At 77.0% G+C, this 24,753-nt stretch carries 3 protein-coding genes; 1 reads left to right on the forward strand and 2 read right to left on the reverse strand.

Annotation, left to right across the window (positions count from 1 at the left end):
* Both V6U81_RS24145 and V6U81_RS24150 read right to left on the reverse strand, forming a co-directional pair.
* A partial coding sequence (locus tag V6U81_RS24145) for an SDR family NAD(P)-dependent oxidoreductase (protein WP_420884071.1) occupies positions 1-6,755 on the reverse strand: 6,755 nt, incomplete at its 3' end.
* Between the two features lie 36 nt (positions 6,756-6,791).
* Positions 6,792-22,976 (reverse strand): SDR family NAD(P)-dependent oxidoreductase, encoded by a 16,185-nt coding sequence (locus V6U81_RS24150; protein WP_334492390.1) that lies wholly within the window; start codon positions 22,974-22,976, stop codon positions 6,792-6,794.
* Positions 22,977-23,151: 175 nt separating this feature from the next.
* On the opposite strand from V6U81_RS24150, the gene V6U81_RS24155 reads away from it, so the two are divergent.
* Positions 23,152-24,735: an AMP-binding protein gene (locus V6U81_RS24155; protein WP_334492392.1), complete on the forward strand. Its 1,584-nt coding sequence runs from the start codon at positions 23,152-23,154 to the stop codon at positions 24,733-24,735.
* Positions 24,736-24,753 lie beyond the last annotated feature (18 nt).

Raw genomic sequence — 24,753 nt, forward strand, 5'->3', positions numbered from 1 at the left:
CACAGCACGTCCCGCAGCCCCGGGTCGAAACCCGCCAGCGCCGCGTCGAACGCCGCCGCGAAGACGGGGTACGCGTCGTACAGGTCGCGACCCATCCCGAGGCGCTGCGCGCCCTGGCCGGTGAAGAGCGCCGCCGTGCGGCCGGCGCCGGCCTCGTCCGCGCCGTCACCGGATGCCACCGTGGCCAGGCCGCCGGTCAGGTCGGCGCGGTCGGCGCCGACGACGACCGCGCGGTACGGGAAGGCGCTGCGGCCCACGGCCAGCGAGTACGCCACGTCCCGCAGGTCGAGGTCGGGCCGGGCGTCGAGGTGCGCCCGCAGGTTGCCGGCCTGCTCCGCCAGCGCCCGCGGCGACTTCGCCGACAGCGGCAACGGCACCACCGGCGCCGGTGCGGGCTCGGCGACGGCCGGCTCGTCGGCGGCCTGTTCGAGGATGACGTGGGCGTTGGTGCCGCTGATCCCGAACGACGACACCCCCGCCCGGCGCGGCCGGCCGGTCTCCGGCCACTCCCGGGACTCGGTGAGCAGCTCCACCGCACCCGCCGACCAGTCCACCTGCGGCGACGGCTCATCCACGTGCAACGTCGGCGGCAGCACGCCGTGCCGCATCGCCTCGACCATCTTGATCACACCGGCCACACCCGCGGCGGCCTGCGGATGACCCATGTTCGACTTGATCGACCCCAACCAGAGTGGCCGCTCCGCCGGCCGGTCCTGGCCGTACGTGGCGATCAACGCCTGCGCCTCGATCGGGTCACCCAGCGTGGTGCCGGTGCCGTGCGCCTCCACCACGTCCACCTCGGACGGTGCCAGACCCGCGTTGGCCAGGGCCTGCCGGATCACCCGCTGCTGCGCCGGGCCGTTCGGCGCGGTCAGCCCGTTCGACGCGCCGTCCTGGTTCACCGCCGTACCGCGCACCACCGCCAGCACCGGGTGACCGAGCCGCCGGGCGTCGGAGAGCCGCTCCACCAGCAGCACCCCCACCCCCTCCGCCCAGCCGGTCCCGCCGGCCGACGCGGCGAAGGAACGGCACCGGCCGTCGGCGCTCAGCCCCCGCTGGCGGCTGAACTCCACGAAGGTCTCCGGGGTCGCCATCACCGTGACACCACCGGCGAGCGCGAGCGTGCACTCGCCGGAGCGCAGCGCCTGCGCGGCCAGGTGCAACGCCACCAGCGACGACGAGCAGGCCGTGTCCACGGTGACGGACGGGCCCTCCAGGCCGAAGGCGTACGACACCCGGCCCGAGGCGATCGAACCGGCCGCGCTGCTCAGCGCGTAGTCGTGGTACATCATCCCGGCGAAGACGCCGGTGGCCGAGCCACGCAGCGACACCGGATCGATCCCGGCCCGCTCGATCGCCTCCCACGACGCCTCCAGCAGCAACCGCTGCTGCGGGTCCATCGCCAACGCCTCGTTCGGGCCGACGCCGAAGAAGGCCGCGTCGAACTCGGCGGCGTCGTGCAGGAAGCCACCCTCCCGGGCGTACGACCTGCCGGGGCGGCCGGGCTCCGGGTCGTAGAGCGCGGCGACGTCCCAACCCCGATCGGTGGGGAAGCCGGTCACCGCGTCGACCCCGTCGGCGACGAGGCGCCACAGCTCCTCCGGCGAGGACACCCCGCCGGGGTAGCGGCAGGCCATCCCCACGATGACGATCGGGTCGTCCGCCGTGACGGTCGTGGTCGCCCGCTCCTGGCGGGCCGCGCCGGAGACCTCGGCGAGCAGATGGGTGGCCAGCGCCGCCGGGTTGGGGTGGTCGAAGACCAGCGTCGCCGGGAGCCGCAGGCCGGTGTCGGCGACCAGCGCGTTGCGGAACTCCAGGGCGGTCAGCGAGTCGAAGCCCAACTCCTGGAAGGCACGGTCCGGCTCGATGGCGGCCGGCGTCGCGTGCCCGAGCACCGTGGCCACCCGGGCCCGCACGTGCGCGAGCATCCGTTCCCCGGCGTGCGGTCCGGTAGTCAACTCGGCGATGAGCGGGGCGGCCGGGTCGGTCGCCGGGCGGCGGGCGGGGCCGGCCAGGGCGCGCAGCACCGCCGGCAGGCCCTCGGCCACGCGCAGGGCGGCCACGTCGATGCGGACCGGCAGCACCGCGGCCCGGTCGGCGGCCAGCGCGGCGTCGAAGAGGGCCAGGCCCTCGGCCGGGGTCAGCGCCGGCAGGCCCTGCCGCCGCATCCGGGACAGGTCGGCGTCGTCGAGCCCGGCCGCCATGCCGGCGCCGGCCCAGGGGCCGAAGGCCATGGCCACGGCGGGCAGCCCGGCGGCCCGGCGATGCCGGGCGAGCGCGTCGAGGAAGGCGTTGGCGGCCGCGTAGTTCGCCTGGCCGGTGGGGCTCAGCGTGCCGGCGATCGACGAGAAGAGCACGAACGCGCTGAGGTCGCGGTCGCGGGACAGCTCGTGCAGGTGCCAGGCGGCCTCGGCCTTGGCGGCCAGCACGGTGTCGAGGCGGTCGGGGTCGAGGGCGCTGACCACCCCGTCGTCGAGCACCCCGGCGGTGTGCACCACGGCGCCGATCGGGTGGCCGGCCACGAGCGCGGCGAGGGCATCCCGGTCGGCGACGTCGCAGGCGACGATCGTCACCGCCGCGCCGAGTGCCGTCAGCTCGGCGTGCAGCGCGTCGGCGCCCGGCGCGTCCGGTCCCCGGCGGCTGGCGAGCAGCAGTCGCCGTACCCCGTGGTGTGCGGCGAGGTGCCGGGCGACCAGCGCGCCGAGGCCGCCGGTGCCACCGGTGACGAGCACCGCGCCGGGGGTGTCCCAGTCGGGCGCGGGGCCGGCGGCGGCCGGCAGTCGGGTGATCCGGGGCGCGAGGACCGTGCCGCCGCGGACCGCCACCTCCGGTTCGGCGGCGGCGGTGGCGGCGCGCACGCCGGCCGCGACCGCGCCCGGGGCGTCGTCGACGTCGACCAGGAGGAACCGCCCCGGGTGCTCCGCCTCGGCGGAGCGGATCAGGCCCCAGACCGGCGCGCTCCGCACGTCCACGGTGGTGTCCCCGACGGCGACCGCGCCGTGCGTGACGACGACCAGGCGCGCCGCGGCGTACCGGTCGTCGGCGAGCCAGCCCTGGACGGCGGCGAGGGTCCGGTGCAGCAGGGCCCGCACCGCGACCGGGGTGTCGCCGGTCGCGGCGGCGCAGTCGAGGACGACGGACGCCGGCACCGGGCCGTCGGCCGGCAGCTGCTCCCACCGGACGGGGACGTCCCCCTCGGCGGAGACGCCCGGGTCGACCGGTGTCCAGTCGACGCCGTACAGCGGCCCGCGATGGGGGCGGGATCCCGACCGCGCCGTGGGACGGGAGAGCAGGGCGCCGACGTCGAGCACCGGCCTGCCGGCCGGATCGGCGGCGGTGAGCGCGACGCCGTCGGCGCCGGTGGGGGTGATCCGGACCCGCAGCGCGGTGGCGCCGGGGCGGTGCAGCGTGACGTCGGTCCAGGCGAACGGCACGACCGGCGGGGCGTCCGGCTCGTCGTCGAGGAGACCGACGTGCAGGGCCGCGTCGAGCAGGGCCGGGTGCAGGCCGTACGCCTCGCCGCCGGCGCCCTCCGGGAGCGCGACCTCGGCGAAGAGCTCGTCGCCGCGTCGCCAGGCGGCGCGCAGCCCCCGCAGGACCGGTCCGTACGCGTAACCCCGGTCGGCGAGCCGCTCGTAGCCGCCCTCGAGGTCGACGGGAACAGCGCCGGGGGGTGGCCACTCCCCGAGGTCGGATGCCACGGCGGCGGGTTCCGCTGCCAGGGCGCCCTCGGCGTGCAGCTGCCACGGGTCGTCCTCGCCGTCCGGCCGGGACCAGATGCCCAGGGTGCGGCTGCCCGTGCCGGTGTCGCCGGAGACCACCACCTGCACGGTGACGCCGCCGCCGGCGGGCAGCAGCAGCGGCGCGCGGAGCGTCAGCTCGGTGAGCCGGGGGCGGTCCACCCTCCGGCCGGCGTGCAGGGCCAGCTCCACGAGAGCCGTGCCGGGCAGCAGCACCTCGCCAAGGACGGCGTGGTCGGCGAGCCAGGACTGCACCCCGACGGCGAGCCGCCCGGTGAACACCAGCCCGCCGGTCTCCGGCTGCGGCACGGCCGCGCCGAGCAGCGGATGACCGGCGGAGGCGAGGCCGAGTCCGGCCACGTCGGCACGGGTGCCGGCCAGGTCGTCGGACCAGAACCGGCGGCGTTGGAAGGCGTAGGTGGGCAGCGGGACCTGCCGGGCGCCGAGGTCGGCGAAGTGGTCCGACCAGCCGGCCGAGAGGCCACGTACGTGGGTCACGGCGCGCAGCCGCAGCGCCTCGGCGACCTCCGGCCGGTCCCGGCGCAGCATCGGCGCGAAGGCCAGGTCGTCGCCGTCCAGGCAGCCCTGGGCGAGCGCGGTGAGCACCGCGTCGGGGCCGAGTTCGAGGTACGTGGTGACCCCCGCGTCGGCCAGGTGCCGGACGGCGTCGTGGAAGCGGACCGCCTGCCGGACCTGCCGTACCCAGTAGCCGGGGTCGGTGAGCTGCTCGGCGGTGGCCGGCCGGCCGGTCAGGGTGGAGACGACCGGCAGCCGGGGCGGGGCGTACGTGACGCCCAGCGCGACCGCGGCAAACGGGGCCAGCATCGGTTCCATCAGCGGCGAGTGGAAGGCGTGCGACACCCGCAGCCGGGTGGTCTTGCGCTCCCCCAGCCCGGCCAGGACGGCCTCGACGGCGCCCTGCTCGCCGGAGACGACGACCGAGGTCGGCCCGTTGACGGCCGCGAGGTCCGCGCCCGGGACCAGCAGCGGCCGGACCTCCGCCTCGGTGGCCTGGACCGCGACCATCACCCCGCCGGCCGGCAGCGCCTGCATCAGGCCGCCCCGGGCGGCGACCAGCTTGCACGCGTCCGCGAGCGAGAACACCCCGGCCACGTGCGCCGCGGCCAGCTCGCCGATGGAGTGCCCGGCCACGAAGTCCGGGCGTACCCCCCAGGACTCCACCAGGCGGTAGAGGGCGACCTCGATCGCGAACAGGGCCGGCTGGGCGTTGCCGGTGCGGTCCAGCGCCTCCGGGTCGTCGCCCCACAGCACGTCGCGCAGCCCGGGGTCGAAGCCGGCCAGCGCCGCGTCGAACGCCGCCGCGAAGACCGGGTACGCGTCGTACAGCTCCCGACCCATGCCGAGGCGCTGCGCGCCCTGGCCGGTGAAGAGCACGGCCGTGGGCCGTCCGGTCGCCCGGCCGGTCACCAGGTCGGGGTGCGCGGTGCCGCCGGCCAGCGCGGCCAGCGCGGCGTCGCGCTCCGACCCGACGACCACCGCCCGGTACGGCCACGCGGACCGGCCGGTGGCCAGCGAGAAGCCGACATCCAGCGGTCGCTGCCCGGGGCGGTCGCGCAGGTACGCCCGGAGCTTCCCAGCCTGCCCGGCGAGCGCCTCCGGGGTGCGGCCCGACAGCGGCCACGGCACCGCCGACGGCGCCTCCGGCGCGGGATCCGGCTCCGGGGCCGGGGCCGGGGCTTCCAGGATCACGTGCGCGTTGGTCCCGCTGAGCCCGAACGACGAGACGCCCGCCCGGCGCGGCCGGTCGACGGCGGGCCAGGGCCGGGCCTCGGTGAGCAGGTCCACCGCGCCGGCCGTCCAGTCGACGTGCGGCGTGGGCTCGTCGAGGTGGACGATGCCCGGCAGCACGCCGTGCCGCATCGCCAGCACCATCTTGATCACCCCGGCGACACCGGCCGCGGCCTGGGTGTGGCCGAGGTTGGACTTCACCGAGCCGAGCAGCAGCGGCGGCCCGTCGGCCGGCCGGCCGCGCCCGTACGTGGCCAGCAGCGCCTGCGCCTCGATCGGGTCGCCCAGCCGGGTGCCCGTGCCGTGCGCCTCGACGGCGTCGACGTCCGCGGTGGTCAGCCCGGCGTCGGCGAGCGCCTGCCGGATGACCCGCTGCTGGGACGGCCCGTTCGGGGTGGTGATGCCGCTGGAGGCGCCGTCGGAGTTGACGGCGCTGCCGGTCAGCACGGCGAGCACCGGGTGGCCGAGCCGGCGGGCGTCGGAGAGCCGTTCCAGCACCAGCACGCCCACCCCCTCCGAGCAGCCGGTGCCGTCGGCCCGGGCGGAGAAGGACTTGCAGCGGCCGTCGGCGGCCATCCCGCGCTGTGAGCTGAAGTAGACGAACATGTCCGGCGTGGTCATCACGGTGACGCCGCCGGCCAGCGCGAGGGCGCAGTCGCCGCGGCGCAGCGCCTGGCTGGCCCAGTGCATCGCCACCAGGGACGACGAGCAGGCGGTGTCCACCGTCACCGCCGGTCCCTCCAGCCCGAGGTGGAACGCTACCCGGCCGCTGACCAGGCTGCCGTCGCTGGAGCCGAAGCCGTAGTCGTGGTACATCACGCCGGCGAAGACGCCGGTCCGGCTGCCGCGCAGGGTCGACGGGTCGATGCCCGCGCTCTCCACGGCCTCCCAGCTGGTCTCCAGCAGCAGCCGCTGCTGGGGGTCGAGGGAGAGCGCCTCGCGCGGGGACACCCCGAAGAACTCGGCGTCGAAGTCGGCGGCGTCGTAGAGGAAGCCACCCTCCCGGGTGGTGCTCCTGCCCTCGACGCCGGGCTCGGGGTCGTAGAGCGCGTCGACGTCCCAGCCCCGGTCGGTCGGGAAGCCGGCGACGGCGTCGCGGCCCTCGGCGACCAGCTCCCACAGCTCGTCCGGGCCGGTCACGCCGCCGGGATAGCGGCAGGCCATCCCGACGATCGCGATCTGTTCGCCGGCCGCCGCGCTGAGCTGCTCGTTCTGCTGGCGCAACCGCTCGTTCTCCAGCATGGAGCGGCGCAGTGCCGTGACGATCTGCTCGACCGAAGTGTCCGTCATCTTCCGCCCCGTTCAGCCGATGTCGCCGGTCGCCATGGCCGCGCGCACCAGGTCGTCGATCGCCATGTCCTGGATGGTCCCGCTCGGGTCCGCTGCCGGTGGCGCGGCGACGGCCGGCGGTGCGCCGGCGGCCGGCGGCCCGGTGAGCGCCAGCAGCGCGTCCAGCAGCCCGGCCTCGCGCAGCCGGGCCGGCGAGACCGAGGCCAGCGCCCGCCGGACCTGCTCGTCGTCGATCGTCACCGGGGCGGCCGCCGGGGCCAGGTTCGGTTCCAGCTCGGTGAGGAGGAACTTCGCCAGCGCCGCCGGGTTCGGGTAGTCGAACATCAGCGTGGCGGGCAGCCGCATGCCGAGCGCGGCGCTGAGCCGGTTGCGCAGCTCGATGGCGGCGAGCGAGTCGAGGCCCAGCTCGGTGAAGCCCCGGGTCCGGTCGATCGCCTCCGGCTCGTCGTGCCGTACCTGTGCCACGTGCGCCACCACCAGGTCGACCAGGAGCCGTTCCCGCTCGTCGTCGGCGAGGCCGGCGAGTCGCTGCTCCAGGCTCGCCTCCGCGGCCGGCGCGGACGCGCCACCGTCGGCGGCGGCGCGGGCCGTCCGGCGCGGCGGGGGCGCACCCATCACGTCGCGGAAGAGCACCGACACCTCACCGGCGGCCTCGGCCAGCGCGGCCGGGTCGATCCGCATCGTCACCAGCACCGGGTCGGGCAGCGTCAGCGCCTCGTCCAGCATCGCCAGCCCCTGCGCCGAGTCGAACGGCGGCATGCCCAGCCGGGCCATCCGCTGCTCCTCGGCGCCGGCGTCGAAGGCGCCGCCGCCCAGCCCGGTCAGCGTCGTCCAGAGGCCGAAGGCGAGGGCCGTCGCGGGCAGCCCCGCCGACCGGCGGTGCGCCGCGAGCGCGTCGACGAACCGGTTGGCCGCCGCGTAGTTCGCCTGGCCGGTCCCCATCAGCAGACCCGAGGTGGACGAGAAGAGCACGAACGCGGCCAGGTCGAGCTCCCGGGTCAACTCGTGCAGGTGCCAGGAGCCGTCGACCTTCGGGCGCAGCACCCGGTCGACCTGCTCGGGGGTCAGCGAGCCGAGCATGGCGTTCTCCATCACCCCGGCGGCGTGCACCACGGCGCGCAGCGGGTGGGCCGCCGGCACCCCGGCCAGCAGGGCGGCGACGGCGGTCCGGTCGGCCACGTCGCAGGCCGCCACGGTGACCTCCGCGCCGAGGGCTTCCAGTTCGGCGCTCAGCGCCCGGGCGTCCGGCGCCTCGGCGCCGCGCCGGCTGGTGAGCAGCAGGTGCCGGACGCCGTGCGCGCTGACCAGGTGCCGGGCGACCAGCGCGCCGAGGCCGCTGGTGCCGCCGGTGACCAGGACCGTGCCGTCGGCGTCCCACGGCGCCGGTGCCGGCGCGTCCGGTGCGGTGGCCCGGGCCAGCCTGGGCACCCGGATCTCGCTGCCGCGGACCGCCACCTCCGGTTCGCCCACCGCGGCGATCGACGCCAGCAGCGGCGCGGCGGCGCGCGGGTCGTCGACGTCGACCAGCACGAACCGGCCCGGATACTCCTGCTCCGCGGCGCGGACCAGACCCCAGACCGGGGCCTGGGTCAGGTCGACGTCGGTGCCGTCGACGTCCGCCGCGCCGGTGGTCACGATCATCAGCCGGGAGTCGGCGTATCGCCGGTCGGCGGTCCACTCCCGACTCAACCGGAGCATCGCGTCCAGCCGGGCCCGGGTGGCGGCCGGCACGTCACCGTCGGCCGGGCCGCAGGCGACCAGCACCACCTCCGGTACGGGTGCCCCGGCGTCGATCGCCGCGCCCAGCGCGGCCAGGTCGGGCAGCACCGGTACGCCGGCGTCGAGCCCGAAGGCGTCCTCACCGAGCACCGCCCAGCGCCCCACCGTCGCCCCGGTCGCCGCGCCGAGCGGCAGGTGCGGCCAGTCCAGCCGGAACACCGACTCCGACCGGCGGACCCCGGTGGCGGCGACCGCGGCCGCGGCCACCCGGTCCGGCGTCACCGCGCGGACGACCAGCGACTCGACCGTGGCCACCGGCGCGCCGGTCGGGTCGGCGAGTTCCAGCCGGACGGCCTCCGAGCCGACCGCCTGGTCCGAGTCGACCCAGTTGATCCGGACCCGCAGCCGGGCCGCCCCGCCGGCGTGCAACGACACCCCGGTCCAGGCGAACGGGAGCTGGGTGCCGCCGACGTCCTGCGGGCGACGCCCGCCGAGGAAGTCGGTGGCGCTGAGCGCGGCGTCCAGCAGCGACGGGTGCAGGCCGAACCGGCCGGCCTCCTCCCGGGCGCCGTCGGGGAGCGCCACCTCGGCGTAGACCTCCCGGTCGCGTCGCCAGACGGCGCGCAGGCCCCGGAACATCGGACCGTAGTGGTAGCCCTGGCCGGTCAGGTAGTCGTACACGTCGCTGATGTCGACCGGCTCCGCGCCCGGCGGCGGCCAGGCGGTGAGCCCGAACCCGGCGGCGCCGGCAGTCGGCGCCCCGGGGGCGAGGAAGCCGGAGACGTGCCGGGTCCAGCCGACCTCGGCGGGGGCGTCCTCCACCCGGGAGTGGATGGTGAACGGGCGCCGGCCGGCCGCGTCCGGCGCGGCGACGACCACCTGCAGCGCGGTGCCGCCCACCGACGGCAGCGGCATCATCGCCTCGATGGTCAGCTCCTCGATCACGTCGCAGCCGACCTCCTCGGCGGCGCGCAGCGCCAGCTCGACGTAGCTGGTGCCGGCGAGCAGCACCGTGCCGAGCACCGAGTGGTCCCCGATCCAGGGCTGGGTCTGCACCGACAGCCGGCCGGTCATGGTCACCGTCCCGGAGTCCGGGGACACCACCACCGCGGCGAGCATCGGGTGCCGGGCGGCGTGCTGGCCGAGCCCGGCCGGGTCCCCCGCCGGCGCGGCGGGCACGTCCAGCCAGTACCGGCGCCGCGCGAACGCGTACGTGGGCAGGTCGACCCGGTGTACCGGCCGGCCGGCGAAGAAGCCGGACCAGTCGACGGGCGGGCCGGCGACGTGCAGCCGGGCCACCGCCTCGGTGAGCGTGGCCACCTCGGACCGGTCGCGGCGCAGCGCCGGGACGACGAGCACGGCCGGGTCGTCCAGCCCGGCCTGCGCCAGCGCGGTGAGGACGGCGTCGGGCCCGATCTCGAGCAGCCGGGTGGCGCCCCCGGCGAGCACGGTGGCCACCCCGTCGGCGAAGCGGACCGCGTCGCGGACGTGGCGTACCCAGTAGCCGGGGTCGGTGAGCTGCTCGGTGGTGGCCACCGCGCCGGTCACGTTGGAGACCACCCGGACGGTCGGCGGGTGGTACGTCAGCTCCTCGGCCACCCGGCGGAACTCGGCGAGCATCGGCTCCATCAGCACCGAGTGGAAGGCGTGCGACACCCGCAGTCCGGTGGTCTTGCGCCCGGTCTCCGCGACCTGGCGGGCGACCTCGCGGACCTCCTCCTCGGCGCCGGAGATGACGACGGCGTGCGGGCCGTTGACCGCGGCGATGCCGACCCGCTCGGTGAGCAGCGGCCGGACCTCCGCCTCGGTGGCCTGCAGCGCCACCATCGCGCCGCCGGGCGGGAGGGCCTGCATGAGCCGGCCGCGGGCGGCGACCAGCCGGCAGGCGTCGGCCAGCGACAGCACGCCGGCGACGTGCGCGGCGGCGAGTTCGCCCACGGAGTGGCCCACCAGCAGGTCCGGGCGTACGCCCCAGGACTCCACCAGGCGGTGCAGCGCCACCTCCAGGGCGAACAGGGCCGGCTGGGTGCAGCCGGTGCGGTCGAGTTCCGCCGCCTCCGCGCTGTCCGGCGCGGCGAAGAGGACCTCCCGCAGTGGACGGTCCAGGTGCGGGTCCAGGTGGGCGCAGACGTCGTCCAGCGCCGCGGCGAAGACCGGGTACGCCTCGGCCAGCTCGCGACCCATCCCGGGGCGCTGGGCGCCCTGGCCGGAGAAGAGGAAGGCGGTCAGCCCCTCCTCGGCGGCGGTGCCGGTCAGGGTGGCCGGGGCGGGCGTGCCGGCGGCGAGCGCGGCGAGGTCGGCCAGCGCGGACGCCCGGTCGACGGCCGGTACGACGGCCCGGTGCGGCAGCGCGGCGCGGGCGGTGCCGAGCGAGTACGCGACGTCGGGCAGGTCGGCGTCGGGGTGGGCGGTCAGGTGCGCGTGCAGCGCGCGGGCCTGCCCGGGCAGCGCCGCCGCGGTACGGGCGGAGAGCACCAGCGGAACCGGGCCGGGAACGGCTCCGGCGGGCGCCGCCGACGGTGCGCTCCGAGCTGCGGGCGCTTCCTCGATGATCATGTGGGCGTTGGTGCCGCTGAGCCCGAACGAGGAGACACCGGCGCGGCGGGGGCGGCCGTCGTGCCGCCACTCGACCGGGTCGGTGAGCAGCCGGACGTCCCCGGCGGACCAGTCCACCTGCGGCGACGGCTCGTCGACGTGCAGCGTTCGCGGCAGCAGCCCGTGGCGCAGCGCCATCACCATCTTGATGACGCCGCTGACCCCGGCCGCCGCCTGGGCGTGCCCGATGTTCGACTTGACCGAGCCGAGCCAGAGCGGGCGTCCGTCGGGGCGTTCCTGGCCGTACGCGGCGAGCAGGGCCTGCGCCTCGATCGGGTCGCCGAGCCGGGTGCCGGTGCCGTGCCCCTCGACCGCGTCCACGTCGGCGGCGGCGAGCCCGGCGGCGGCGAGCGCCGCCCGGATGACCCGCTGCTGGGACGGGCCGTTCGGCGCGGTGAGGCCGTTCGACGCGCCGTCCTGGTTGATCGCCGAGCCACGGATGACGGCGAGCACCGGGTGCCCGTTGCGGTGGGCGTCGGAGAGGCGCTCCAGCAGCAGCAGGCCGAGCCCTTCGGCCCAGGCGGTGCCGTCGGCGGCGCCGGCAAAGGCCTTGCACCGGCCGTCGGCGGCGAGACCGCGCTGCTGGCTGAAGTCGACGAAGATCTCCGGCGTCGGCATCACCGTGACGCCGCCGGCCAGCGCCATCGCGACCTCGCCGTTGCGCAGCGCCTGGGCGGCCAGGTGCAGCGCCACCAGCGACGAGGAGCAGGCGGTGTCGACGGTGACGGCCGGGCCCTCCAGCCCGAGGGTGTACGCGACCCGGCCGGAGGCGATGCTCGCCGCGCTGCCGTTGCCGACGTACCCGGACAGCTCCGCCGGGATCTCCGGCAGTCGGCTGGCGTAGTCGTGGTACATCACGCCGGCGTAGATGCCGGTGCGGCTGCCCCGCATGGCGACCGGGTCGATGCCGGCCCGCTCGAACGCCTCCCAGGCGCCCTCCAGCAGCAGCCGCTGCTGCGGGTCCATGGCCAGCGCCTCGCGCGGCATGATGCCGAAGAACTCGGCGTCGAAGTCGGCGGCGTCGTGCAGGAAGCCGCCGGCCCGGGTGTAGCTCTTGCCGGGGGTGCCGGGCTCGGGGTCGTAGATCCGGTCGCCGGGCCAGCCCCGGTCGGTCGGGAAGGGACCGATCGCGTCGCCCGAGTCGGCGACGAGCTGCCACAGCTCCTCGGCGGAGCGGACACCGCCGGGGAAGCGGCAGCTGATCCCGACGATCGCCACCGGGTCGTCGTCGGTCGCGGTGGCCCGCTCGGGTACGGGCGTCGGCTCGCCGGCGGTGGCACCGGTGAGCGCGGTGGCCAGTTCCTCGGCGACGGCCCGGGTGTTCGGGTGGTCGAAGACCAGCGTGGCGGGGAGCCGCAGACCGGTCGCCCCGCTCAGCGCGTTGCGCAGCTCCACCGCCGCGAGGGAGTCGAAGCCGAGCTCGCGGAACGCCCGGTCGGGGGCGATCGCCGCCGCCCCGTCGTGGCCGAGGACCGCGGCGACGTGGCCGCGGACCAGCTCGACCAGGGCCCGGCGCAGGTCGGCGGGGCCGAGCCCGGCGAGCCGCTCGGCGAATGCCCCGCCGGTCGCCGCGCCGGGCACGGGCCGCCGGGGCGGCGTCGGGACGAGCCCGCGCAGCAGCGCCGGCAACTCCCCGGTACGGGCCCGCAGCGCGGCCCGGTCGACCCGGGTGAGCACCAGCGTGGTGGCCGGGTCGGCCAGTGCCGCGTCGAAGAGCGCCAGGGCGTCGTCGGCGGGCAGGGCGGGCAGGCCGAGGCGGCGCATCCGGTCGAGGTCGGCCCCGGTGAGCGTGCCGCCGAGGCCGCTGTCGACCGCCCACATCCCGTACGCCAGGGAGGTGGCCGGCAGGCCGGCGGCCCGGCGGTGCGCGGCGAGCGCGTCGAGGAAGACGTTCGCGGCCGCGTAGTCGCCCTGCCCGGCGGCGAGGACCAGGCCGCCGGCCGAGGAGACCAGCACGAACGCGTCGAGCGGCCGGTCGCGGGTCAGCTCGTGCAGGTGCCAGGCCCCGTCGACCTTGGGCGGTAGCACCACGTCCAGCTGGGCGTCGGTGAGCGAGCCGAGGGTGCCGCCCACGGCGGTGCCGGCCGCGTGCACGATCCCGGTCAGCGGCTGTGCGGCGGGGATCCCGGCGAGCAGGGCGGCCACCTCGGCGCGGTCGGTCACGTCGCAGGCCGCGACGGTCACCTCGGCGCCGGCGGCGCGCAGCTCGGCGGCGAGCGCGGCGGCGCCCGGGGCGTCCGGGCCGCGCCGGCTGGTGAGCAGCAGGTGCCGGACGCCGTGCGCGCCGACGAGGTGGCGGGCGAGGAGGGCGCCCAGGCCACCGGTGCCGCCGGTGACCAGCACGGTCCCGGTGGACGACCAGGGCGCGGCGGTCCCGCCGGCGGCCTCGGGGGCCGCCCGGACCAGCCGGGGCGCGAGGACCGCTCCCCCGCGTACGGCGAGTTCGGGCTCGCCGGTTCCGGCGGCGGCGGCCAGCGCGGCGGTGGACTCCGGCGTCCCGTCGGTGTCGACGAGCTGCACCCGGCCCGGCTGCTCGGCCTGGACGGCCCGGACGAGCCCCCAGGCCGGCGCGAGCCGCGGGTCGACCTGGTCGCCGTCGTGCACCGCGACGGCGTCCCGGGTGACCACCACGAGCCGGGCGCCGGTGTGCCGTTCGTCGGCCAGCCAGGCGCGCAGCCGCGCCACGAGGGCGCCGGTGACCGCGCGGGCGGCACCGGGCACGTCGAGCTCCCCGGGGGCCTGGACGGTGAGCGCCACCAGCGCCGGCACCGGCGTGCCGTCGCCGGTCTCGGGCAGCTGTTCGCCGGTCGGGGTGACCGGGCGGGGCTGCCAGTCGATCCGGAACATCGCCTCGTCGGCGGGGGTCTCGGCGTCGTGCAGCTGGGCCGCCGAGACGGGCCGGGAGACGAGTGTCTCGACGGTGGCCACCGGCCGGCCAGCCTCGTCGGCGAGCCACATCGCCGACACCTCGTCGCCGCGCAGCCGGCGCAGCCGGACCCGCAGCGCGGTGGCACCGGCGGCGTGCAGGGTGACGCCGGTCCAGTCGAACGGCATCAGGGTGGGCGCGTCGGGGTCCTCGTCGAGCAGGTCGGCGTGCATCGCGGCGTCCAGCAGGGCCGGGTGCAGGCCGAACCGTCGGCCGTCGGCCTGCGCCGACTCGGGCAGGGCCACCTCGGCGTACACCTCGTCGCCGCGGCGCCAGGCCGCCCGCAGGCCCTGGAAGGCCGGGCCGTAGCCGTAGCCGCGCGCGCCCAGCCGGTCGTACGCGTCGGTGACGTCGACCGGGGTGGCGTCGGCCGGCGGCCACTGCACCAGGTCGAACGCGGGTGCCGCCGGCTCGGGGCTGAGCGTGCCGGTGGCGTGCCGCAGCCAGGGCGCGTCGGCGTCGGCGCGGGAGTGGATGGTCACCGGGCGGGCGCCGGTGGCGTCGGGGTCGCCGACGGCCACCTGGATCGCCACCCCGCCGTGCGCGGGAAGCACCAGCGGCGCCTGCAGGGTCAGCTCGTCGATCCGGCCGCAGCCCACCTGGTCGCCGGCGCGTACGGCCAGCTCGACGAAGCCGGTGCCGGGGAGCAGGACCCGGCCGAGGACGTCGTGGTCGGCGAGCCAGCCGGCGGCGGTGAGCCGGCCGGTGAGCACGAGCCCGTCCCGGTCGGCGGCGGCCACCACGGCGCTGAGCATCGGGTGGTCGACGGCTTCCAGGCCGGCCGCGCCGACGTCGCCGGTGACCGGGGAGACGTCCAGCCAGTACCGGCGGCGCTGGAACGGATAGGTGGGCAGGTCGAGGACGCGGGCGGGGTCGTACCGGCCGGCGTACCGGGCGGCCCAGTCGACGGGTACGCCCCGCGACCAGGCCCGGCCGACCGCGGTGAGCAGTTCGCGGGCCTCGTCCCGGTCGCGCCGCTGGGTGGCCAGCACGGTGGTGTCGCCGTCGGCGGCGAGGGCGGTGAGCACGGCGTCCGGGCCGATCTCCAGGCAGGTCGACACGCCGCGCCCGGCGAGGGTGGTGACGGCGTCGGCGAACCGGACGGCGTGCCGGACGTGCCGCACCCAGTACTCCGGATCGGTCAGCTCCCCGATGCCCGCCAGCTCGCCGGTGAGGGTCGACACCAGCGGGATCGACGGCGCGGAGTAGGTCAGCGACTCGGCGACCGCCCGGAAGTCGGCGAGCATCGGCTCCATCAGCGGGGAGTGGAAGGCGTGCGACACCCGCAGCCGGCTGCTCCGGCGCTCCCCCAGCTTGGCCAGCACGGCCTGGACAGCCGCCTCCGCGCCGGAGACGACCACCGAGGTCGGGCCGTTGACCGCCGCGAGGTCGACGCCGTCGACCAGCAGCGGCCGGACCTCGTCCTCGGTGGCCTGGACCGCGACCATCACGCCGCCGGCGGGCAGCGCCTGCATCAGGCTGCCCCGGGCGGCGACCAACGCGCCGGCGTCCGCCAGGGAGAACACGCCGGCCACGTGCGCGGCGGCCAGCTCGCCGATGGAGTGCCCGGCCACGAAGTCCGGGCGCACCCCCCAGGATTCGAGGAGTCGGAAGAGCGCCACCTCGAAGGCGAAGAGCGCGGGCTGGGCGTTGCCGGTGGCGTTCAGCGCCTCGACGTCGTCGCCCCAGAGCACGTCGCGCAGCCCGGGGTCGAAGCCGGCCAGCGCCGCGTCGAACGCCGCCGCGAAGACCGGGTACGCGTCGTACAGCTCGCGGCCCATGCCGAGGCGCTGGGCGCCCTGGCCGGTGAAGAGCGCGGCCACCTTGCCGTCGCGCACCTCGTCGGCGTCGCCGCCGGTCGCGACCGCGGCCAGGGCGTCGGCAAGCTCGGCGCGATCGGCGCCGACCACGACCGCCCGGTGGGCGAGCGCGGCCCGGGTGGTCGCCAGCGCGTGGCCGGCGTTCGCCAGGTCCGGTTCGGGCAGCGTGTCGAGGTGGGCGTGCAGCAGCCGGGCCTGCTCCCGCAGCGCGGGCCCGGTCTTCGCCGAGAGCACCCAGGGCAGCGGTCCGCCGTCGGCGGCGACGACCGGGCCGACCGGGGCCGGGTCGGCGGGCGGTTCCTCCAGGACGACGTGCGCGTTGGTGCCGCTGATGCCGAACGAGGAGACACCGGCGCGTCGGGGCCGCTCCGACCGGGGCCAGTCGTGCTCGGTGGTGAGCAGCTCCACCGCGCCGTCGGTCCAGTCCACCTGCGGTGACGGCGTGTCCGCGTGCAGGGTTCGGGGCAGGGTGCCGTGCCGGATGGCCAACACCATCTTGATCACTCCAGCGACGCCGGCCGCGGCCTGGGCGTGGCCGATGTTCGACTTGACCGAGCCGAGCAGCAGTGGACGCCCGTCGGCGGGCCGCTCCGCGCCGTACGTGGCGAGCAGCGCCTGTGCCTCGATCGGGTCGCCCAGGGTGGTGCCGGTGCCGTGGCCCTCGACCGCGTCCACGTCGGCGGGGCGCAGCCCCGCGGTGGCCAGCGCCTGCCGGATCACCCGCTGCTGGGAGGGGCCGTTCGGGGCGGTCATCCCGTTGCTCGCGCCGTCGGAGTTGACCGCCGAGCCGCGTACCAGCGCCAGCACCCGGTGTCCCCGGCGGCGGGCGTCGGAGAGCCGTTCCAGCAGCACCAGGCCGATGCCCTCGCCCCAGCCGACCCCGTCGGCACCGGCGCCGAAGGACCGGCACCGGCCGTCCGAGGAGAGACCGCCCTGCCGGCTCATGTCGACGAAGGTGTCCGGGGTGGACATCACCGTGACGCCGCCCGCGAGGGCCAGCCGGCACTCGCCCCGGCGCAGCGCCTGCGCCGCGAGGTGCAGCGCGACCAGCGACGACGAGCAGGCGGTGTCGACCGTGACGGCCGGCCCCTCCAGCCCGAAGGTGTACGCGATCCGGCCGGTCGCGATGCTGGCGAGGCTGCCGTTGCCGTGGTAGCCGGCGAGCTCCTCGGGCAGTGGGCCGAGGCGCAGGCCCCAGTCGTGGTACATGACGCCGGCGAACACGCCGGTGTCGCTGCCGCGCAACGTCGCCGGGTCGACGCCGGAGCGCTCGAAGGTCTCCCAGGCGACCTCGAGCAGCAGGCGCTGCTGCGGGTCCATCGCCTGGGCCTCGCGGGGGCTGATGCCGAAGAAGTCCGCGTCGAACCCGGCGGCGTCGTGCAGGAAGCCGCCCTCGTTGGAGTACGTCCGGCCGGGCCGGCCGCGCTCCGGGTCGTACACCTCGGGGTCCCAGCCCCGGTCGGTGGGGAAGGTGGAGATCGCGTCGTCGCCGCGCAGCACCAGCTCCCACAGCTCCTCCGGCGAGGTGACCCCGCCCGGGTAGCGGCAGGCCATCCCGACGATCGCGATCGGCTCGTCGGCCGGGACCGCGGCGACCGGCGCGCTCGGCGCGGCGGGGGCCGACGCCGCGAAGAGCCGCTCGGCGAGGTGCCGGGCGAGCGCGGTGGAGGTCGGGTGGTCGAACGTCAGGGTGGCCGGCAGCCGCAGGCCGGTCAGGCCGGCGACCCGGTTGCGCAGCTCCACCGCGGCGAGCGAGTCGAACCCGATCTCGCTGAAGGCCCGGTCCGGTCCGACGTCCCGCGCGCCGTCGTGGCCGAGGACGGCGGCGACCTGGGCCCGGACCAGGTCGAGCAGCGCCTCGGTCCGGCCCGCCTCGTCGAGGCCACCGAGTTCGGCGGCGAGCGGCAGGTCGGCGGTCGGCGCGGCGGTGGCGGCCCGCCGCACGGGCACCCGGACCAGGTCGCGCAGCAGCGCCGGTACGCCGTCCGCCCGCCGGGCGGCCGCCGCGGCGTCGAGCCGGACCGGGACGACCGTCGGCGTCGTGCCGTCGAGGGCCCGGTCGAACAGCGCGACGCTCTGCGCGCCGGTCAGCGGCGCGAGACCGGACCGTTCGATGCGCTGCACCGCCGCCGGGTCGAGCCGGGCGCCCATCCCGCCGGTGCCGGTCCAGAGGCCCCAGGCGAGCGAGGTGGCCGGCAGGCCCTCGGCGCGGCGGCGGGTGGCCAGCGCGTCGAGGAAGTGGTTCGCGGCGGCGTAGTTGCCCTGCCCGGGGGCGTCCAGCAGGGTCGCGGTGGAGGAGAAGAGGACGAACGCGTCGAGCGGCCGGTCGCGGGTCAGCTCGTGCAGGTGCCAGGCCGCGTCCGCCTTGGCGGGGAAGACGGTGTCCAGCCGTTCCGGGGTGAGCGTGGTGACGACGCCGTCGTCGAGCACCCCGGCGGCGTGCACCACGGCGGTGAGCGGGTGGGCCGCCGGCACGGCGTCCAGCAGCGCGGCGAGCGCCGCCCGGTCGGACACGTCGCAGGCCGCCACGGTGACGTCCGCGCCGAGCGCGGTCAGTTCGGCGGTCAGCGTGGCGACGCCCGGGGTGTCGCCGCCGCGCCGGCCGGCGAGCAGCAGGTGCCGGACCCCGCGCGCGGCCACCAGGTGCCGGGCCACCTCGGCGCCGACGCCGCCGGTGCCGCCGGTGACCAGCACGGTGCCGGTCGGGCTCCAGGCGAAGGCGCCGGACGGCTCGGGCGCCGGACGCAGCCGCGGCACCAGCACCGTCCCGGCCCGCACGGCGAGTTCCGGCTCCCCGGCGGCCAGCGCCGCGGCGACCGCGCCGGGCAGCGCGGCGGCGGACCGGTCGTCGTCGTCGAGGTCGGCGAGGAGGAAGCGGTCGGGGTGTTCGGCCTGGGCCGCCCGCACCAGACCCCAGACCGGGGCCTGGACCGGGTCGGCCGGGTCGTCCGCGACGGCCTGCGCCCGCCGGGTCGCCACCACCAGCCGGGCGTCCCCGGTCCGCTCGTCGGCGAGCCAGTCGCGCAGCAGCTCGAGGGTACGGGCGGTGACCGCCCGCGCCGCCCCGGGCACGTCGCCGCCGGCCGGGTCGACCGTGGCCAGCACCAGGGCCGGCACCGGTCCCGCCGCCAGCGCGTCGTACGGCGCGAGCGGGGCGGGCGGTGCCGTGACGGGCGTGCCGAGCGGGCGCCAGTCCACCGTGTACAGGGCACCGGCCCGGTCGGGTGCGGGCGGTGTGGCGGTGAGCGGGCGGACCACGTACGACTCGATCGTGGCGACCGGTGCGCCGGCGGCGTCGGCCAGCGTGAGCGCGACCGCGACCGGGCCGAGCGCGACGATCCGGACCCGCACCGCGGCGGCCCCGCCGGCGTGCAGCGACACCCCGCTCCAGGAGAACGGCACCCGGACGTCGGTGGTGTCGGCGGGCGGGTTCGCGTGGTCGGTGGCCTGGAGCACCGCGTCGAGCAGCGCCGGGTGCAGGCCGAAGCCGGCGGCGGTGTCCCGTACCGGGTCGGGGAGCGCGATCTCGGCGAAGATCTCGTCGCCGCGGCGCCACACGGCGCGCAGGCCCTGGAACGCCGGCCCGTAGCCGTAGCCCTGGGCCACCAGCTCCGGATAGAAGTCGGTCACGTCGACCGGGGTGGCGCCCGGGGGCGGCCAGACCGCGAGACCGGTCGCGGGGGCGCGGTGCGGGGCCAGCCAGCCCGCCGCGTGCCGGGTCCAGCCCTCGGTCTCGGCGCCCTCGGCCCGGGAGTGCAGCTCGATGCCGCGCCGCCCGGTCGCGTCGGGGGCGCCAACCACGGCCTGCACGGCGACGCCGCCGTCGGCCGGCAGCACCAGCGGGGCGGCCAGCGTCAGCTCCTCGACCGTGCCGCAGCCCACCTGCTCGCCGGCGCGCAGCGCCAGTTCCAGGAAGGCGGTGCCGGGCAGCAGGTTGGCCGCGGCGACGACGTGGTCGGCGAGCCACGGGTGGGCCCGTACCGCGATCCGGCCGGTCAGCACGGTGGAGTCGGCCCCGGCCAGCGGCACCGCCGCGCCGAGGAAGGGGTGCCGGGCCGCGATCTGGCCGAGGCCGGGGACGTCGCCCCGGCCTGCCGCCGCGCCGGAGAGCCAGAAGTGACGGTGCTGGAAGGCGTACGTCGGCAGGGGCACCGGCGTGCCGTGCCCGCCGAGCAGCCCGGCGGCGTCGAGCCGGCCGCCGCGGGTGTGCGCGACGGCCGCCGCGGTGACCGCCTCGCGCCGTTCGTCGCGGTCCCGGCGCATCGTGGGTACGAAGACGGGCCCGCCGGGTCGGCCGGCCGCCGCCTCGCGGCCCAGCGCCGACAGCACCGGGTCGGGTCCGAGTTCCAGGAAGGTGGCGACGTCGCGGTCGAGCAGCCAGGTCAGGCCGTCGTGGAAGCGGACGGCCGCGCGCACGTGCCGCACCCAGTAGCCGGGGTCGGTGAGCTCCTCGGTGGTGGCGAGCCGGCCGGTGACGGAGGAGACCACGGGCACGGTCGGCGGGCGGTAGTCGAGGACCGAGGCGACCCGGCCGAACTCGGCCAGCATCGGCTCCATCAGCGGGGAGTGGAAGGCGTGGCTGACGTCGAGCCGTCGGGTGCGCCGGCCGAGGGCGGCGAAGCGTGCGACGACGGCGTCGACGGCGTCGCCCGCGCCGGAGACCACCAGCTGCTCGGGGCCGTTGATCGCGGCGAGGTCCAGCCGCTCGTCGAGCAGCGGCCGCAGCTCCGCCTCGGTGGCCTGGACGGCGGCCATCCCGCCCCCGGCCGGCAGCTCCTGCATCAGCCGGCCCCGGGCGGCGACCAGGGCGGCGGCGTCGGGCAGCGAGAGCACCCCGGCCGCGTGCACGGCGGCGAGCTCCCCGATCGAGTGGCCGGCGACGAAGTCGGGGCGCAGTCCCCACGACTCGAGGAGCCGGAACAGCGCCACCTCGACCGCGAACAGGGCGGGCTGGGCGTACCCGGTGGTGTGCAGCAGCGCGGCCTCTGGCGTGCCCTCGGCGGCGAAGAGCACGTCCCACAACGAGGTGTCGAGCTGGAGGTCGAGGTGCCCGATGGCGGTCTCGAGTGCCTCGGCGAAGACCGGGTACGCGGCGTGCAGCGCCCGGCCGGCCCCCAGGCGCTGGCTGCCCTGGCCGGTGAAGAGGTACGCGAGCAGGCCGTCGCGGGCCAGGTCGGTGACGACCGCCGGGTCGGTGCCGCCGGCGGCCAGGGCCCGCAGGCCGCGGCGGGCCTCGTCCGGGTCGCCGGCCAGGACGACCGCCCGGTGCGGCAGCGCCGCCCGACCGGTGAGCAGGGACAGTCCGACGTCGGCCAGGCCGGGCGCGGCCTCGTCGTCGGTGGCCGCCAGCAGCCGCTCGGCCTGCGCGCGCAGGGCCGCGTCGCTGCGGGCGGAGAGGGCGAGCGGGACCACGGCGGGCGCCGGACCGGCCGGGGCGGGGTGCGGCGGGGCGGGCTCGTCGGTGGGTTCGGCGACGATGACGTGGGCGTTGGTGCCGCTGATGCCGAAGGCGGACACGCCGGCGCGGCGCGGCTCGTCGGTGCGCGGCCAGGGCAACGCCTCGGTGAGCAGCGCGACGTTGCCGGCGGTCCAGTCCACGTTGGGCGTCGGCGCGTCGACGTGCAGGGTGCGGGGCAGCGTGTCGTGCCGCATCGCCATGATCATCTTGATGATGCTGGCGGCGCCGCCGGCGGCCTGGGTGTGCCCGAGGTTCGACTTCACCGAACCGAGCCGCAGCGGGCGGCCGGCTGGCCGGTCCCGACCGTACGCGGCGATCAGCGCCTGCGCCTCGATCGGGTCACCGAGCATCGTGCCCGTGCCGTGCGCGTCGACGGCGTCGACCTGCGCGGCGGTGAGCCCGGCGTTGGCCAGCGCCTGCCGGATCAGCCGGCGCTGGGCGACCCCGCTCGGCGCGGTGAGCCCGTTGCTGGCCCCGTCGGAGTTGATCGCGGTCCCGGCGACCACGGCGAGCACCGGATGGCCGAGCCGGCGCGCGTCGGAGAGCCGTTCGAGGACGAGCAGCCCGACCCCCTCGGCGAACGCGGTGCCGTCGGCGGAGGCGGCGAACGGCTTGGCGACGCCGTCCGGGGCGAGGCCACGCTGCCGGCTGAACGCGGTGAAGACACCGGGGGTGCCGATGACCGCCACCCCGCCGGCGAGCGCCAGCGCGGACTCCCCGCGCCGCAGCGACTCGACCGCCAGGTGCAGCGCGACCAGGGAACCCGAGCAGGCGGTGTCGACGGTGAGCGCCGGACCCTCCAGGCCCAGCGTGTAGGCCACCCGTCCGGACAGGACACTGGTGGTGTTGCCGGTCAGCAGGTACGCGTCGAGGCCGTCGGGCGCCTCGTGCAGGCGTACCCCGTACTCCTGCGGTTCGGCGCCGATGAAGACGCCGGTGCGGCCGCCGCGCAGCCCGGTCGGGTCGATGCCGGCCCGCTCCAGGGCCTCCCAGGCGGTCTCCAGGACGAGCCGCTGCTGCGGGTCCATCGCGATGGCCTCGCGCCGGCCGATGCCGAAGAAGTCGGCGTCGAAGCCGGCCGCGTCGGCGAGGAACCCCCCGTGCCGCACGTACGTCGTTCCCGGCCGGTCCGGGTCGGGGTCGTAGAGGTTGTCCAGGTCCCAGCCCCGGTCGGTCGGGAACGGGCTGAGCACGTGTTCGCCGTCGGCGACCAGCCGCCAGAGCTGCTCCGGCGAGTCGACGCCGCCCGGGTAGTGGCAGCCGATGCCGATGATCGCGACCGGCTCGTCGGTCGCGCCGGTGGTGGCCACCGGGGCGGGCCCGCCGTCGGCGAGGCCGAGCAGCTCGGCGCGCAGGTGCTCGGCGAGCAGAGCCGGGGTCGGGTGGTCGAAGCCCACGGCGACGGGCAACGCCAGGCCGGTGGTCGCGTTGAGCCGGGCGTGCAGCTCGACGAGGCCGAGCGAGTCCAGACCCTGCTCCCGGAAGGACGACTCGACCGCCACCACGACGTCCTCGTCGGGGCGGATCCGTCGCAGCACCGCGAGCAGCTGCCCGCCGACCAGCTCCCGGAGCAGCCGGACCTGTTCGGGCCCCGGCAGGCCGGTCAGCTGACGCGTCAGCGCCGCACGTCGTTCCGCCAGGTGGTCGCCGTCCGAGACGGCGCCGCGAGAATCGCGCATCGACGCACACTCCATTTATCAACGCTAATTCCGACAGGCGTCACCCACGGGGGACCCATGAATCGGAACCGTACGCAGCCGATCGCGGTCGCCCCACCCCTACGGACCCCTAACGGGAGTCGGCTCCTCCACAGAAGACGGAGCGGGGCGACCGGCTATCCCTACACTCCGAAATATGAGTCGAACAACCGTCCCGGAAATACGGTGCCCGGAGAAACTGCACGAATTCCTGTTGTGCCACGCGTCGACCCGACCGGATCATCCGGCCGTCGTCGAACGGACCGGATCCGGCGATCTCGAGACCGTCTCCTACCGCGCGCTGCGGGACCGCGCCGAGACGTACGCGGCGGCCCTGGCCGAGCTGGGGCTCGACGTCGGCGACCGGGTGGTGGTGGACTCCGACACCTCGGCGTCGGCGATCGCGCTGGTGATCGCCTGTTCCCTGCGCGGTCTCACCTTCGTCCCGGTGAGCCCGGAGTCGCCGACCCGGCGGGTGCTCACGGTGGCCGAGACCGCCGGCGCGGTGCTGCACCTCCAGCCGCCCGACGGCCGACGCGAGGGACTGCCGCCGGAGCTGGGCGCCGCCCGGTTCGGCCCGGCCGGGCTGACCGTGCAGCGGGCACCCGCGCGCCGGCCGCACCGCCGGGTGGCGTCGACCCCCACCGACCCGGCGTACATCGTCTTCACCTCGGGGACCACCGGCCGGCCCAAGGGCGTGGTGATGAGCCACCGGGCGGTGCTCGCGTTCTACCGGGGCATGCTCGCGCACGACATCGTCGGCCCGGGCGACCGGGTGGCCACCACCTCGCCGTTGCAGTTCGACTTCTCGCTGCTCGACGTCGGCCTGGCGCTCGGCAGCGGCGCCACCGTGGTGCCGGTGCCCCGGGCCCTGCTGCGCTGGCCGCGCCGCTTCCTCGGCTTCCTCGCCGACACCGGCGCCACCCAGGTCAACGGCGTGCCGTCGATCTGGCGGCCGGCGCTGCGGCACGAGCCCGACCAACTCGCCACCCTGGAGCGGCTGCGCGGCGTCCTCTACTCCGGCGAGAGCTTTCCCCTGCCCGAGCTGCGGCACCTGCGCAAGCTGCGGCCGGGGCTGCGGATCGTCAACTGCTACGGCAGCACCGAGTCGATCGCCTGCTCCTTCACCGACGTGCCCGACCCCGTGCCGGACGACGCCGAGCGGATCTCCATCGGCGTCGCGCACCCGGGCGCGGAACTGCTGCTGCTGGACGACTCCGGTGAGCCGGTCCGCGCCCCCGGCGTGCTCGGCCAGCTCTACCTGCGCAGCCCGGCGCTGTTCACCGGGTACTGGGACGACCCCGAGGCCACGGCGGCGGCGCTGGTGCCCGATCCGGTGGAGCCCCGCTCCGGGCAGCGGGTGTTCCGCACCGGCGACCTGGCCTACCGGGGCGGCGACGGCGCGCTGTACTTCAGCAGCCGGCTCGACTCGCAGGTGAAGATCCGGGGCAACCGGGTCGAACTGGGCGAGGTGGAACGGCGGCTGTCGGAGTGCGCCGGGGTGACCGCGGCGACCGTGCTGGTGCTGCCCCAGCCGAACGGCGAACCCGGGCTCTGCGCGTTCGTGGCCACCGCGCCGGGCGCGGAGGCGGTCGGCGGGCGACTCGGGGCGTTCTGCAAGGAGACGCTCCCCGACTACATGGTCCCGGCGGAGCTGCACCTGCTCAGCGAGCTGCCGGTGACCGTGAACGGCAAGGTCGACAAGGCGGCCCTGGTCGAGTGGCGCGCCGCCCGCGACTGACCACCGCGCCGCGGCGGA

The organism is Micromonospora lacuserhaii, assembly GCF_036902735.1.
Classification (GTDB): domain Bacteria; phylum Actinomycetota; class Actinomycetes; order Mycobacteriales; family Micromonosporaceae; genus Micromonospora.